The following is a 13,839-nucleotide window of genomic DNA, read 5'->3' as shown; positions in this document are numbered from 1 at the left end:
TCGCGTCTCCCCAGAATTGCAGCTGAGCCGGAAGCGGGCGACATCCCTATACCCCTTGGCGGCCGGACTGACCCATCACCCGGGTTAGTTCGGCCCGGGACCGGATGTCGAGCTTGCGGTACACCCGCGCAAGGGTGGCCTCGACGGTCTTTGCACTGAGAAAGAGTTCACCGGCCACGTCGCGGTTCGTCAGGCCGGCGGCGGCCAGCTCGGCAATGCGCAGCTCGGCGGCGGTCAGCGCGTGCGGCCTCGACGCAGCGGAACGGAGTACCTCTCGCGCGGTCCTGGCGCGCTCGGCCCAAACCGGCGTGCCGATGGCCTCGAACGTCGCCAGCGCCTCGTTCAGCGTCGAAGCGGCCTGCCGATCGCGCAGTCTGGCCTGCAACTGCCCGAGCAGAAGCTGGGTACGAGCGCGTTCGAACGGCATCGCCAACCGTTGATGGTCCTCGAGCGCGCGGCGCGCACAGCTCGCGGCGTCGCGCAGATCGCCCTCGGCCGCGTGCAGCATGGCGCGGCACCGCCCGCCCACCGCCAGCATCCACGCCCGGTCGAGGCGACGGCCGTTGCGTTCCAGTGCGGCCACCAGCGGTTCCGCTTCGGTCGCGCGGCCCAGCTCGACGAGTGCCTCGACCGCATCGGCTACGAACTCGGCGGCTTGAATCTCGGTGGACTCCGGTGCGAACCGCGAGACCAGCGGGTCGAGAAACTCCATTGCCGCACCGTAGTTTCCGAGCGATACCTCGAGAAATCCGAGCGCAGAAAGCGTCCAGTCCTCGTGCCACGCGGTGCCACTGCGTCGGCAGGCGTCGATCGCGTCCGCCGCGGCCAGGCGGGCCTTGCTCTCTGCGCCGTCGTAGGCGGCCAGCCAGGCCTGTAGCACCAGGCTGAGCATCGCGGGGAACTCACCACCGAGTTGCCTTGCGAGAGCGGCAACTTCGTGGGCCACCCGCTTGGCCTCGGCGAAGTCCGCGCGCCATATCCGGGTCAACGCGACGTAGAAGTCGACGAAGACGACTTCGCCTTCCTCACCGCGGTCGGTGCAGCGACGCGAGATCTCCCGCATGCTCTCATAGGCGGTGTCGAGGTCACCGGTGCAGGCCAGCATCAACGCGTGCTCGACGCTCGGCCGCAGCATGATCGGCGTGAAGGTTTCGGTGTCTTCGAGTTCGAGGGCGCGGCGCATGCTGGCGTCGTCCACCCCACCGCCGAGGAAGAACTGGATCGTCGCCCGGACCCCGAGTGCGAGGCTGAGCAGGCCGGGGATACCGAGCTGTTCGGTGTAGGCCACCGACTCCTCGGCCCGCGGCCGGGCCGACGCGTGGTCACCGGTCATGTAGAGGCCGTACGCCAACGTGGTCAGCATGACCGCCTTCGCCGGGCCCTCGGTCGCGTCGTCGAGCGCCGTCGTGAGCAGCTCGACCGCTTCGGTGTAGCCGTCGTCGACGAACCGCACGACCGCGAGCATGTGCCGCGCTTCAGCGCGTATCGGTCCGGGCGCCAGATCGCCGACCACCCCCTCCAGCAGCGCGCGTGCCCTGGACGGATCTCCGCCGTCAAAGCAATACGCCGCCAACCGCATTCGTCGGTCGGTGGTATCACCGCCGAGTGCGATGGCGAGCTCGATCAACTCTGCGGCGGCGACGGGGGCGCCTCGCGCGTGAGCGGAGATGGCCGCCCGCTCGAGCGCGCTGACAGTGGCGTCGTCGCCGGCGGTCGCGGCGAGCGCCAGGTGGCGTGCCTGCAATTCGGGCTCGTCGACGAAGCCGGCGAGCCTGCGGTGCATCTGCCTGCGGTCCTCGGCGGAGACGCCGGTATACACACCGGTGGCCAGTAGCGGGTGTGTGAACCGGACCCGGCTGCCCTCGATGACGACGACGCCGCGCTGTTCGGCGGCCTCGAGCACCTCGACCGTCCGCTCGTGATCGGTGCCGACCGCGGCGGCCACCAGATTGACCGAGGGGTTGGCCACCGAGGCGGCGGCCAGGAGTGCGGCCATCGTCTCGGGATTCAGTCCGCTGAGCCGGGCTTCCACCACGGCGGCCAGCGTGTCCGGCAGCGAAACTTCCGGCCTGCCGTCGGCGACCTTGGCCAGTTCGATCGCATAGAAGGGATTGCCACCGGAGATCTGGTGGATGCGCGCCAGTTCCGCACGCGGCAGCGGATGCTCGAGGTGTTGTGTGACCACGGCGTGCAGCATGCGGGACGTCAACGGCTGCAGTGAGATTCGTTGGGTGGCATCCGGGCGCCGCAGCTGAAGCCAGGTGTAGGCCTCTGTGCCGTCGGTGCGCAGGGTGCCCAGCACGCCCACCGGCGCGGAGAGCCGACGTGCGGTGTAGGACAACACATGCGAGCTGGACGGGTCGACGCACTGCACGTCGTCGATCGCCAGTAGCAGCGGTTGTCGGGAAGCGAGGCCCTCGATGACCGACAGGAATGCCGCCGCGACGGCGCGCCGGTCGGTGGGTGCGGCATCGGCGCGGTCGTCGCGGCGGATCCGCTCGATGGCGCCGCGCTGGGCGGCGGGCAGGTCGCCGAACTCGGCGGCGTCGACGTCGGCGAGCAGTTCGGTCAATGTCGCGTAGGCGAGCACCGATTCGGTGCTTGGGTTCGTGGCCGACAGCACACGGAAACCACGGCTGCGGGCGCGCTCGGAAGCCGCCTGCCACAGCGTGGTTTTACCGATCCCGGCCTCGCCCTCGATCAACAGAGCCGACGGCGCATGCGAAGCGGACTGGAGGAAGTCCGCTACCGCCGTCTCCTCTTTTGGGCGGTCCGCCAGGTATGACGGAGAACGAAAACCCTTAGCGCTCGTCGTCTTTCACCTTGGCCATCGCCAACACGTCGAGGCGCTTGTCCAGTTCCTCCTCGGACAGCTTGTCGCCGATCAGGCCTCGATCGATGACGGTCTGACGGATGGTCTTCTTCTCCTTGAGCGCCTGCTTGGCGACCGCGGCGGCCTCTTCGTAGCCGATCGCCGAGTTCAGCGGCGTGACGATCGACGGTGACGACTCGGCCAGTTCGCGGAGCCGGTCCTCGTTGGCCACCAGGCCGTCGATGCACCGCTCGGCGAACAACTTCGACGAGTTGGTCAGGATCTTGAACGACTCGAGGATGTTGCGGGCCATCATCGGGATGTACACGTTCAGCTCGAAGGCACCGTTGCCGCCACCCCACGCAATCGCGGCGTCGTTGCCGATCACCTGCGCGGCCACCTGCGTGATGGCCTCCGGAATAACCGGGTTCACCTTGCCCGGCATGATCGAGCTGCCCGGCTGAAGATCGGGCAACTGAAGCTCGCCGAGCCCGGTCAGCGGTCCCGAGCCCATCCACCGGATGTCGTTGGCGATCTTGGTCAGCGACACGGCGATGGTGCGCAGTGCGCCCGAGGCCTCGACCAGCCCGTCGCGGGCCGCCTGGGCCTCGAAATGGTTGGCGGCAACCTGCAATTCGGCCAGGCCGGTCTGCTCGCGCAGCACGGCGACAACACGCTCGTCGAAGTCGTCGGGCGCGTTGAGGCCGGTGCCCACCGCGGTGCCGCCGATGGCCAGTTCGCCGAGCCTTGGGAGCGTGGCCTTCACCCGCTCTATGCCGGCTTCGACCTGGCGGGCGTAGCCGCTGAACTCCTGGCCCAGCGTCACGGGCACGGCGTCCATCAGATGGGTGCGCCCGGACTTGACGACGGTGCGCCACTGCCGCGCCTTGCTGGCCAGCGACTCGTGCAGCACCTCGAGCGCCGGGATCAGGTGGCGCACAGCGGCTTCCGTCGCGGCAATGTGTGTCGCGGTAGGGAAGGTGTCGTTCGACGACTGCGACATGTTGACGTCGTCGTTGGGGTGCACGGTCACGCCGTTGCGCCCCGCGATGCCGGCGATCACCTCGTTGGTGTTCATGTTCGAGCTGGTGCCCGAACCGGTTTGGAACACGTCGATCGGGAACTGGTCGTCGTGCTGACCGTCGGCGATCTCACCGGCCGCGGCGATGATCGCGTCGGCCTTGTCCGCCGCGAGCAGGCCGAGGTCCTTGTTGACCTGTGCGCAGGCACCTTTCAGCAAGCCCAGCGCCCGGATCTGGGTGCGCTCGAGACCGCGGCCGGAGATCGGGAAGTTCTCCACCGCGCGCTGAGTCTGCGCGCGCCACAGCGCGTTGACCGGCACCCGGACCTCGCCCATGGTGTCGTGCTCGATGCGGTACTCGGTTTCAGCTGCGCTGTCGGAGTCGACGCTCATGAATGTCCTTACTTCTCTTGTGGTTACGGCAGCGGGTAGACGGCGTTGCTGTCGCCGGTGAAGTCGATCGCGGAGTACTCGCTGAGTTTGGACAGCCGGTGGTACGCCTCGATCATCCGAACGGTGCCCGATTTCGAGCGCATCACGATCGACTGCGTGGTGCACCCGCCGCTGTAGAAGTGCACGCCCTTGAGCAGGTCACCGTCGGTGACGCCGGTGGCGCAGAAGAAGACGTTGTCGCCGGAGACCAAGTCCTCGGTGGTCAACACGCGGTCCAGGTCGTGGCCGCGGTCGATGGCCTTCTGCCGCTCCCCGTCGTCCTTCGGCGCCAACTGGCCCTGGATGGCGCCGCCCATGCAGCGGATCGCGGCCGCGGCGATGATCCCTTCCGGCGTACCGCCGATTCCGGCCAACATGTCGGTGCTGGTGTTGGGGCGGCACGCCGAGATCGCGCCTGCGACGTCGCCGTCGGTGATCAGCCGGCACCGCGCGCCGGCCTCCCGCACATCGGCGATCAACTGCTGATGGCGCGGCCGGTCCAGGATGCACACGGTCAGATCGGAGACCGACACATTCTTCGCCTTTGCCACCCGACGGATGTTCTCCCCGATCGGGGCGGTGATGTCGATCGCGTCGACGGCCTCGGGTCCAACCGCGATCTTGCTCATGTAGAACACCGCGGACGGATCGAACATGGTGCCGCGTTCGGAGACCGCGAGCACCGAGATGGCATTGGACAGGCCTTTGCTCATCAACGTGGTGCCGTCGATGGGGTCCACGGCGAAGTCGCATTCCGGTCCGTCCCCGTTGCCGACCTCTTCGCCGTTGTAGAGCATCGGCGCGTTGTCCTTCTCGCCCTCGCCGATCACCACCACGCCGCGCATCGACACCGAGTTCACCAGCTCGCGCATGGCGTCGACGGCCGCCCCGTCGCCGCCCTCCTTGTCGCCGCGGCCCACCCAGCGGCCTGCGGCCATGGCGCCTGCCTCGGTTACTCGGACGAGCTCGAGCGCGAGATTTCGATCTGGGGCTTCACCACGGGTCGGACTCATGGCCCAGATTGTCCCATTAGCCGGTCCGCGTTCGGGAGCTGGGATACTGGCGGAGTGACCTCGCAACCGGCTCCTGCACCCAAGCCCGCCAAGTCGCGGCTGCTGCATGACGGCCGGGACATGTTCTGGTCGATGGCGCCATTGGTGCTGGCCTGCATCGTGCTGGCCGGGATGCTGGGGATGTGCTCGTTCCAGGGCGCGGGACCCGGCGCCGGTCCGGTCCCGTCCTTCGACGCCCCCGCGGCGTTACGTGCCGATGCCGAGGCGCTGAAGATCCCGATCCGGATCCCGCAACTGCCCGAGGGCTGGCAGTCGAACTCGGGTAGCCGCAACGGCATCGAGGCCGGTCGCGCGGACCCCGCGACGGGGCAGACCCTGCGTGCCGTCAGCTCTACCGTCGGTTATCTCGCACCCAGCGGGATGTATGTGAGCCTGACCCAGAGCAACGCCGACGAGGAGAAGCTGGTCTCTTCGCTCGAGTCCGATGTCGTGCCCACCGGGGTTCAGGACGTCGACGGTGTGAAATGGGTGGTCTACGGCGGCACCGACGACGACGGCAAGCCCGCCGAACCGGTGTGGACGACGCGGCTGGCCGGCCCCACCGGACCGGCGCAGATCGCGCTGACCGGCGCCGCGGGCGCCGGCGATTTTCGTACGCTTGCGGCGGCGACGCAGACCGCGGCGCCCCTGCCGGTCCCGTAGGAGCACGATTGACTTGTTCGACGAGATTGCACCCACGCAGGCTCCATCCCGCACTTTCTCTGCATGGTTTCAATCTCGCGTGACGAGCGAACTGGAGAAGCGCCCATGACCGCACCGGACCCCGATGTCGCCGCCGGGGCGGCTCCGGACCCCGATGTCGCCGCCGGAGCGGCTCCGGACCCCGATGTCGCCGCCGGGGCGGCTCCGGACCCCGATGTCGCCGCCGGGGCGGCTCCGGACCCCAATGTCGCCGCCGGGGTGGCTCCGGAAGCCGACCTCACCGGATGGGCCGCCGCGCCCTTCACCGCCGCCGGTTACACCCACGACGTCTACCGCAAGGGCGAGGGCCCCGGTGTGGTGCTCATCCCCGAGATGCCCGGCGTGCACCCCGGCGTCCTGGCGCTCGGCGACCACCTCGTGGAGGCCGGCTTCACCGTCGCGATTCCGTCGTTGTTCGGCACGCCCGGTGCGGCGCCGATGCGCCCGGGCATGGTGCCGGTCATGCTGCGCGGGTGCGTGGCCAAGGAATTCGCCGCTTTCGCCACCAACGCCGACCGCCCCGTCGCGCACTACCTGCGCGCACTGGCCCGCGACCTCAACGCGCAGACGCCGGGCAAGGGGGTCGGGGTCATCGGCCAGTGCTTCACCGGTGGCTTCGCCCTGGCCGCCGCTGTCGACGACAGCGTTCTCGCGCCGGTGCTGAGCCAGCCGTCGCTGCCGTTGCCGCTGACACCGAAGCAGCGCAGGGACCCGGGCCTATCCGAGGCCGAGCTGAAGGTCGTCGAGCGCCGCGCCGCCGACGAAGGGTTGTGCGCGCTGGGTCTGCGCTTCAGCAAGGATCCGCTGGTGCCTGCGGAGCGCTTCAAAACGCTCAAGGACCGCCTCGGGGATGCGTTCGAGGTGATCGAGATCGACTCGGGTAAGGGCAACGAACACGGCTTCGGGGCGATGGCTCACTCGGTGTTGACGTTGGAACTGCGTCACCAGGAAGGGCATCCGACGGACGCGGCCCTCAAGCGCGTGGTCGCGTTCCTCAGGGAACGGCTGGTTTAGGTTTCGGGTCGGCTTGGGTTTTGGCCCGCGCCTTTTTGATGCGACGGCCCAGCCACCAGAACGGGTTTCGACGTTTAGGTTTTTCATCGGCCGAGTCGGGCCGGCGCATCGGCACGCCCTTGTACTCCTCGAGGTAGACGCTGATCGTGGTGACGATGACGATCATCAGCACCGGTCCGATCACGATGCCCCACGCGCCGAACATGCTGATTCCGGCGAACACGGCGAGCAGCATCAGCGCGGCGTCCAGACGGGCCTCGCGCGGCACCAGGATCGGCCGCAGGAAGTTGTCGATGTTGGTGACCACGATCAGGTGGAACAGGATCACGAACGCGCCGCCGAAGATGTTGCCGAACAGGATCATTCCGATACCGAACGGGATCGTGACGATACCGCTGCCCAACGGGATGACCGACAGCGCCGACAGCAGCACGGCGAACAGGAAGAAACCCTGATGGAAGCCCGCCAGGTAGATCGACGCGGCGCCCGCGACGCCCTGGCACACCGCGATGACGAACTGGCCCATCACGGTGCCCTTCACCATCGCGCCCATCTTCTCCATGTAGACGTCGGTGATCCCCTCGCCGAGGGGGTTGAGTTGGCGGATTATCGCCACCACGCGTTCGCGGTTCGTCAGCAGCGACACGAACACGTACACGAACAGGATCAGGGCGGTGACGGCGCCGAACAGGCCGCCGGCGGCGCCCTGCAGCAGGCCGAGCAACCACTGGCCGGCCTCCTGGGCGACCCGAGCCATCGAACTCTGCAACGACTCCGGGGTGACCGTGGTGTCGATGTAGGGCACGCGGCGCAACAGGTCGTTGACGAACTGCAGCGCCCGATCGCCGAGCGCGGACAGGTCGGTGCGGCCGACCCACTCGGCCACCCGCTCCACCATGGTGGAGATCTGCACGACCGCGAGCGTGACGAAAAGGCTCAGCGGCACGATCACCGCGGCGAACGCGGCGAGCAAGGTCAGCGTCGCCGACAGCCCGCGGCCCATCTTCTTGTTGAGCCAGGTGTACAGCGGTGAGAACAGGTAGGCGCCCACCGCTGCCACCACGATGAGGATGAAGAAGCCGCGCAGGAAGTACGCGCCGAAGGCGACCGCGATGACCGTCGCGACGGCCAGCGCACGGCGTTGCGGCAGCGAGAACTCGGTACTCATTGCCGCTATGTCTACAACGTGTCGGACCTGGCTTGCGCTTGTTTGGCGCGTTGATCGGCGATGAACCGCATCGACACCCGGTTCATCAGGGTCGGCGCGAGGCGCGCAAAGATCCACTGGGCATGCGCGACGCGAGGTTTGACCAGGATCGGCTTGTTCTTCTCGACCGCGCGCAGCACGTCGCGGGCCAACCGATCCGCGTCATAGGGCTTGCCGCCCTGGGCCTGCAGGAAGTAATCGCGGCCAACGAAGCCGCCGATGGACCCCTTGTCGAGGATCGGCGTCTCGACCGCGGCCGGGCACACCGCGAGCACCCCGACACCGCGCGCGGCGGCCTCCGAGCGCAGCGCGAGGCTGAGCCCCACGACTGCGTGCTTGGTCATCACGTAGCTGGTGACCTGCCCGGCCGCGGTCAGCCCCGCCATCGACGCGGTGTTGACGATGTGGCCGTGGCCCTGGCGCACCATCAACGGATAGGCCGCCGCCACCCCGTGCACCACGCCGCGGATGTTGACGTCGATGATCGCGTTCCACTGGTCCAGCGTCAGCAGTTCGGTGTCGCCGCCCCAGACGATTCCGGCGTTGTTGAACATCAGGTCAAGACGTCCGGCCCGGTTCACCACCTCGTCGACGGCGGCCTGTACCGTCGCGGAATCGGTCACGTCGAGGCGGGCGGCGCGGGCCCTACCGCCGAGACCGGCCGCCGTGCGTTCGGCCGCGTCGCCGTCGACGTCGGTGCACACCACCTCGGCTCCCGCGTCGACCAGTGCTCGGCACAGTGCGGCGCCGATACCGGAACCGCCTCCGGTGACGAGGGCCTGCTTTCCGCTGAACGTCATCACTGGTTGTCTGTTCTTCGCGCGAGCGCTCATCACTGGTTGTCTGTTCTTCGCGCGAGCGCTCATCACTGCCCCGCGAGCCTCATGACGTGCCCCATCACATCGGGGTAGCGCTTCATGTGCGCACCGCCGTTGAGGTCGAGCACCTCGCCGGTCAGCCACGACGCCTTCGGCGAGCACAGATACAGCACCGCTTCGGCGATGTCCTCGGGCGTGCCCGCGCGGCCCAGCGCGGTGTTCTCCACGTACTCCTCCACGACGCCGGGGACGGCCGCCGCCGGCGCGGTCAACGGCGTGTGCACGAAGCCCGGAGCCACGGCGTTGACGCGGATGCCGCGCGGCCCCCACTCGAGTGCTGCGACCTGGGTGAGCATCGACAGGCCCGCCTTGGCGGCGCAGTAGGCGCTCATCCCGGCGGCCGGCTGACGCGCGTTGAGCGAGCTGATCGACACCAGTGCACCGCCCTCGCGCAGCACCCGGCCCGCGTGCTTGGCGACGATGAACGCCCCGTTGAGGCATACGTCGACGACGGCACGGAAGTCCTCCACGGCGAGGTCGATGATCATGCCGACGTTGCTGAACCCCGCGCAGTTGACGACGACGTCGAGCGGGCCGGTCTGATCGAACAGCGCCTGCACCGAGGCCTCGTCGGTGACCTCGACGTGCACGGCGGTGTGTGGATCGCCGAGTTCGGCGGCGTGTTGACGGGCGTCGTCGACGTCGCGGTCGGCGAGCGTGACGCGGTCGCCTTCCGCGGCCAGCGCGCGGGCCGTCGCCAAGCCGATACCCGACGCCGCGCCGATCACCACAGCCGCCCTGGCCGACCGCCCGTTGCTCATACAGTTGCCCTTTCGACGCAGTAGAATGCGTTTCAACTTAGCGCTTTGACAGACTCGACCGGTGAGCGATCTGAAGATGAGCGAGTCGATTCACGTGGCCGCGGACCCGCACCGGTTGTACGAAATCGTGTCGGACGTGACGCGGATGGGCGAGTGGAGTCCGATCTGCCGCGCCTGCTGGTGGGACGACGGGGACGGTCCGCGGGTCGGAGCGTGGTTCACCGGCCGCAACGAGACACCCGAACGCACCTGGGAGACCCGCTCGCAGGTAGTCGCGGCCGAACCCGGGCGCGAGTTCGCGTGGGAGGTCAACGACGGCTGGGTGTACTGGGGCTACAGCTTCGAGCCGGCGGACGGCGGAACACGACTCACCGAATCCTGGGAGCTTCTTCCCAAGGGGGTGGCCGGATTTCGTGAGCGCTTCGGCGAGACGGCCGACGCGGAGATCGACAAGCGCCGCGAAGCCGCCCGCACCGGGATCCCGGCGACGCTGGCGGCGATCAAGGCCGCAGCCGAAACCGCGTGAGGGTCGCGACGCCGATCCTCCTACCGTTTGACGCAGCGAAACCCGATGTGGCTCATCCCCGTGTCGACGGGCTGAGGCCGGCGCGCCGCAGGGCGGTAGCGGCGGCAGTAGGAGTCGGCGCATAGGAAGGAACCGCCCTTCACCACTCGGCGCGGCACACGGAACTGCGGCTGCTGCGGGTCGTAACTGTCCTCTGCGCAACAAGCCGATGGTGACGGGTCCTCGGCATACCAGTCGGTCGTCCATTCCCAGACATTGCCCGCCATGTCGAACAGACCGTAGCCGTTGGGCGGGAACGTACCCACGGATGTCGTTCGGCCATAGCCTTTTTCCGGCCGCCACGGAAAGTCGCCGTGCCAGTAGTTGGCCAGCGGTCGTTCGGGTTGTTCGGGCTCGTCACCCCAGGTGAACTCCGCGCCGTGCAGTCCGCCCCGTGCTGCCGTCTCCCATTCGGTCTCGGTCGGCAGCGCCATTCCCGCCCACTCCGCGTACGCCTCGGCGTCCTCGTAGGCCACATGTGCGACGGGGTGGTCGGAGCGTCTACCGATGGACGACAGCGGTCCGACAGGATGACGCCACGAGGCGCCCGGTGTCCACGTCCACCACTGACCGAGGTGACGTAGGTCGACCGGACCCGGTGTACGGGTGAAGACCATTGATCCCGGCTCGAGATTCTCCCGCGGGGCGCCCGGATAATCGGCGGGGTTCAACGGACGTTCCGCAACCGTGAGATACCCGGTGGCGGAGACGAACTCGGTGAACTGGTCGTTGGTGACCTGATGCGCCATCATCCAGAACCCCTCGACATCGACCTGACGTACCGGTGCCTCCTCCGGGTAATGGCGGTCGGAGCCGAGCACGGCGGTCTGCGCCGGGATCCATACGAGGTCGGTCATCACCCCTCCGACTTCTGTTGTGCAACCAGATCGCGAACTAGCGGCTGGACAGCGGTTGGGGCGATCTGGACGCACACTAGGCGAAGACCCTGGTCCAGTCGTTGCGCATACTGACGACGATCCAGCCGTCGCTGTCGGCCCGCGCGAGGGCCTTCTCAGCACCGGCGGTGTAGGCGAACTCGCGATGGGGGTCGTCGTGCAGGACGAGCAATCGAAGCCCGCGGGCGAACTCGAGCATCTCGATGTCGCCGTTGGAGTTCCCGGCGGCAAGAATCGGTCGGCGGCCCGTACGCCCCCAGATTCGTACCGGTTTCACCGGGCCGTCGTCCAAAAATTCCGGCCGACTCGTGGTGCGCAGATCGCCGTCTGAGAAGTCGAGGCCCACCGAGCTGCCGATGACCCGCTCCGGTGGTATGCCGTAGAGCGCTTCGGTCACCGGCCGCATGAAGTCGCGACCTCCGCCCGACGCGATATAGGTGGTGAATCCGTTGTCCTCCAAATACCGCAACAGCTCAATCATCGGGGGGTACCCGCATGCCGTGTACGGCCGGCGCAGCGTCGGGTGTTCGACGGTGGCGAAGAACGCCTTCACCCGATCGGCGTGCTCTTCGACCGTCAACCCGGCGAAGGCCGAGAGTATGCCCCCGGCAAGGTACTTCAGCTCTGAGTCGTCGCCGTTGTAGTGCCTGGTGACCGCGTCGCCGAACCATCCGAGGTCTCCGGCCGCGGCGGCACGGTACGGCTGCCGGTCGGCGAGTTCCGGGTCGGCGCGGGCTTGTTCGGCCAGGCGACGCACGAGGAAGTCGAGTTGGATGTATGCCGGTTTCTCACACCACAGCGTTCCGTCGTTGTCGAAGACCGCTACGCGTTCCACGGCGGGAACGTCGTCGACTGCGCGCGAAATGAAGTCGACGATCGCCGACTTGGCCGGCCCGTCGTTCCACGACTCGAGCATCGAGTCAGCGGCCTAATGACTCGAGGAAATCGTTGAGCTTCTCCACCGCGTCGCCGATAGTGAACGACGCGGGTTCGCGCCGCGGCGGGAACTCCTTGAACGTCTCCAGGAATTGGGTGACCACCGCATTGGCCATGAACGCGATGTAGTCGTGGTCGAAGAACCAGTCCCAGTAGGTATTGGACGTGACGTCGGCGTGTTCGAACGGATCGGTGCGCAGGTTGAAGATCTTCGGCGCGCGCAGCGGAGTGAAAGGTTCGAACCAGATCTGTAGCGTGCCTTGGCAACGCTGCTCCATGAAGACGATCTTCCAGTTTTCGATCCGGACGCCCAGGACATCGCAATCGTCGGAGAAGTAGACCAATCCACGCCGCGGGCTCTTGTCCACCTCGCCGGTCAGGTAGGGCAGCAGGTTGAAGCCGTCGATGTGCACCCGATAGGTCTGGTCGCCAATTGCGTTGCCCTGCTTGAGCTTTTCGACGATGTCCGGCTGACCGGCGGCGGCCAGGAAAGTCGGTAGCCAGTCGTGGTGCTGGATGATCTCGTTGGACACCGCCCCTGCTGGAATCCTGCCCGGCCAGCGGATCATCTCCGGCACGCGGAAGGCGCCCTCCCAATTCGTGTTCTTCTCGCTGCGGAACGGTGTGGTGGCGCCATCGGGCCAGGTGTTGGCGTGCGGGCCGTTGTCGGTCGAATAGATGACGATGGTGTCGTCGGTGATGCCCAGTTCGTCGACGGCATCGAGCAGCTGCCCCACATGGCGGTCATGGTCGATCATCGTGTCGTGGTAGCCCGATTGCCAACGCCCGGCCTGCCCGAGGCTTTCCGGCTTCGTATGTGTGCGGAAATGCATATGGGTGGTGTTCATCCACGCGAAAAACGGCTTGCCCGCCTCGTGCTGGCGCTTGATGAAATCGATGCATGCCCCGACGGTCTCGTCGTCGACGGTCTCCATCCGTTTCTTGGTCAGCGGCCCGGTGTCCTCGATGCGCTGCTTACCCACTGGGCCGAACCGCTCGTCGACTTCGTCGGAGGCCTCGTCGGTGGCCCACGACTTGATCACCCCGCGCGGCAGGAAAGCCTTGCGTAGCAGCGGCGCCTCCTCGACGGTCGGGTAGTCGGGGTGCTCGGGTTCCTCCTCGGCGTTGAGGTGGTACAGGTTGCCGAAGAACTCGTCGAACCCGTGCGCAGTCGGGAGGTACTTGTTCAGGTCGCCGAGGTGGTTCTTGCCGAACTGGCCGGTGGCGTAACCCAGTGGTTTCAACAACGTGGCGATCGTCGGATCATCCGGTGACATCCCGACGTCCACCCCAGGCATACCGACTTTGCTCAACCCGGTCCGGTAAACGCTCTGTCCCGTAATGAAAGACGAGCGGCCCGCGGTGCAGCTTTGCTCGCCATACGAGTCGGTGAACCGCATACCCTCGTTCGCGATGCGGTCGATGTTGGGGGTGCGGTAGCCCATGAGACCGTCGCTGTAGCAACTGAGGTTCGTGATCCCGATGTCGTCACCCCAGATGACCAGAATGTTCGGCTTCCCGTTCGGCATGGCGACTCCTTCAGCGCTGGCCCTAGTCGCACGA

At 67.3% G+C, this 13,839-nt stretch carries 12 protein-coding genes; 3 read left to right on the top strand and 9 right to left on the bottom strand.

All coding sequences use genetic code 11. The annotated features are described in order from the left end of the window. Positions 1–46 precede the first annotated feature (46 nt). From CEX88_RS07225 to glpX, 3 genes are all read right to left on the bottom strand, one after another. On the bottom strand, positions 47–2,704 hold the full coding sequence (locus CEX88_RS07225; RefSeq protein ID WP_238381980.1) for an ATP-binding protein: 2,658 nt from the start codon (positions 2,702–2,704) through the stop codon (positions 47–49). Between the two features lie 97 nt (positions 2,705–2,801). Continuing rightward, positions 2,802–4,226, bottom strand: a complete 1,425-nt coding sequence (locus CEX88_RS07220; RefSeq protein ID WP_094292956.1) for a class II fumarate hydratase — start codon at positions 4,224–4,226, stop codon at positions 2,802–2,804. 23 nt (positions 4,227–4,249) lie between these two features. Beyond that, positions 4,250–5,278: a class II fructose-bisphosphatase gene (gene glpX / locus CEX88_RS07215; RefSeq protein ID WP_094292955.1), complete on the bottom strand. Its 1,029-nt coding sequence runs from the start codon at positions 5,276–5,278 to the stop codon at positions 4,250–4,252. A gap of 54 nt (positions 5,279–5,332) precedes the next feature. On the opposite strand from glpX, the gene CEX88_RS07210 reads away from it, so the two are divergent. Beyond that, positions 5,333–5,980: a DUF4245 domain-containing protein gene (locus CEX88_RS07210; protein ID WP_094292954.1), complete on the top strand. Its 648-nt coding sequence runs from the start codon at positions 5,333–5,335 to the stop codon at positions 5,978–5,980. 105 nt (positions 5,981–6,085) lie between these two features. Then, complete coding sequence (locus CEX88_RS07205) at positions 6,086–7,033, top strand: dienelactone hydrolase family protein (RefSeq protein ID WP_094292953.1); 948 nt, start codon at positions 6,086–6,088, stop codon at positions 7,031–7,033. On the opposite strand, the gene CEX88_RS07200 is transcribed toward CEX88_RS07205, so the two are convergent. The 3 genes from CEX88_RS07200 to CEX88_RS07190 all read right to left on the bottom strand — a co-directional run bounded on the left by CEX88_RS07200 (position 7,014) and on the right by CEX88_RS07190 (position 9,879). After that, positions 7,014–8,201: an AI-2E family transporter gene (locus CEX88_RS07200; RefSeq protein ID WP_094292952.1), complete on the bottom strand. Its 1,188-nt coding sequence runs from the start codon at positions 8,199–8,201 to the stop codon at positions 7,014–7,016. The genes CEX88_RS07205 and CEX88_RS07200 overlap by 20 nt on opposite strands. A gap of 11 nt (positions 8,202–8,212) precedes the next feature. Then, positions 8,213–9,040: an SDR family oxidoreductase gene (locus CEX88_RS07195; protein ID WP_094292951.1), complete on the bottom strand. Its 828-nt coding sequence runs from the start codon at positions 9,038–9,040 to the stop codon at positions 8,213–8,215. 65 nt (positions 9,041–9,105) lie between these two features. Continuing rightward, on the bottom strand, positions 9,106–9,879 hold the full coding sequence (locus CEX88_RS07190; protein ID WP_094292950.1) for an SDR family NAD(P)-dependent oxidoreductase: 774 nt from the start codon (positions 9,877–9,879) through the stop codon (positions 9,106–9,108). 76 nt (positions 9,880–9,955) lie between these two features. Here CEX88_RS07190 and CEX88_RS07185 point away from each other — a divergent pair, with 76 nt between their 5' ends. Next, a complete protein-coding gene (locus CEX88_RS07185; protein WP_202931406.1) occupies positions 9,956–10,405 on the top strand; it encodes an SRPBCC family protein in 450 nt (149 codons plus the stop codon). Between the two features lie 20 nt (positions 10,406–10,425). Here CEX88_RS07185 and CEX88_RS07180 read toward each other — a convergent pair whose 3' ends face one another. From CEX88_RS07180 to CEX88_RS07170, 3 genes are all read right to left on the bottom strand, one after another. Further along, a complete protein-coding gene (locus CEX88_RS07180) occupies positions 10,426–11,301 on the bottom strand; it encodes a formylglycine-generating enzyme family protein (RefSeq protein WP_420799198.1) in 876 nt (291 codons plus the stop codon). A gap of 76 nt (positions 11,302–11,377) precedes the next feature. Further along, the gene (locus CEX88_RS07175; RefSeq protein ID WP_094292947.1) at positions 11,378–12,256 is read right to left on the bottom strand and encodes an HAD family hydrolase; all 879 of its coding nucleotides are present in this window, start codon (positions 12,254–12,256) and stop codon (positions 11,378–11,380) included. A gap of 4 nt (positions 12,257–12,260) precedes the next feature. Further along, a complete protein-coding gene (locus CEX88_RS07170) occupies positions 12,261–13,805 on the bottom strand; it encodes an arylsulfatase (RefSeq protein WP_094292946.1) in 1,545 nt (514 codons plus the stop codon). Positions 13,806–13,839: the final 34 nt, after the last annotated feature.

Origin of the sequence: Mycobacterium neumannii, from assembly GCF_002245615.1 — a bacterium.
Lineage (GTDB): Bacteria > Actinomycetota > Actinomycetes > Mycobacteriales > Mycobacteriaceae > Mycobacterium > Mycobacterium neumannii_A.
This window is presented reverse-complemented; position numbering and strand designations above follow the sequence as displayed.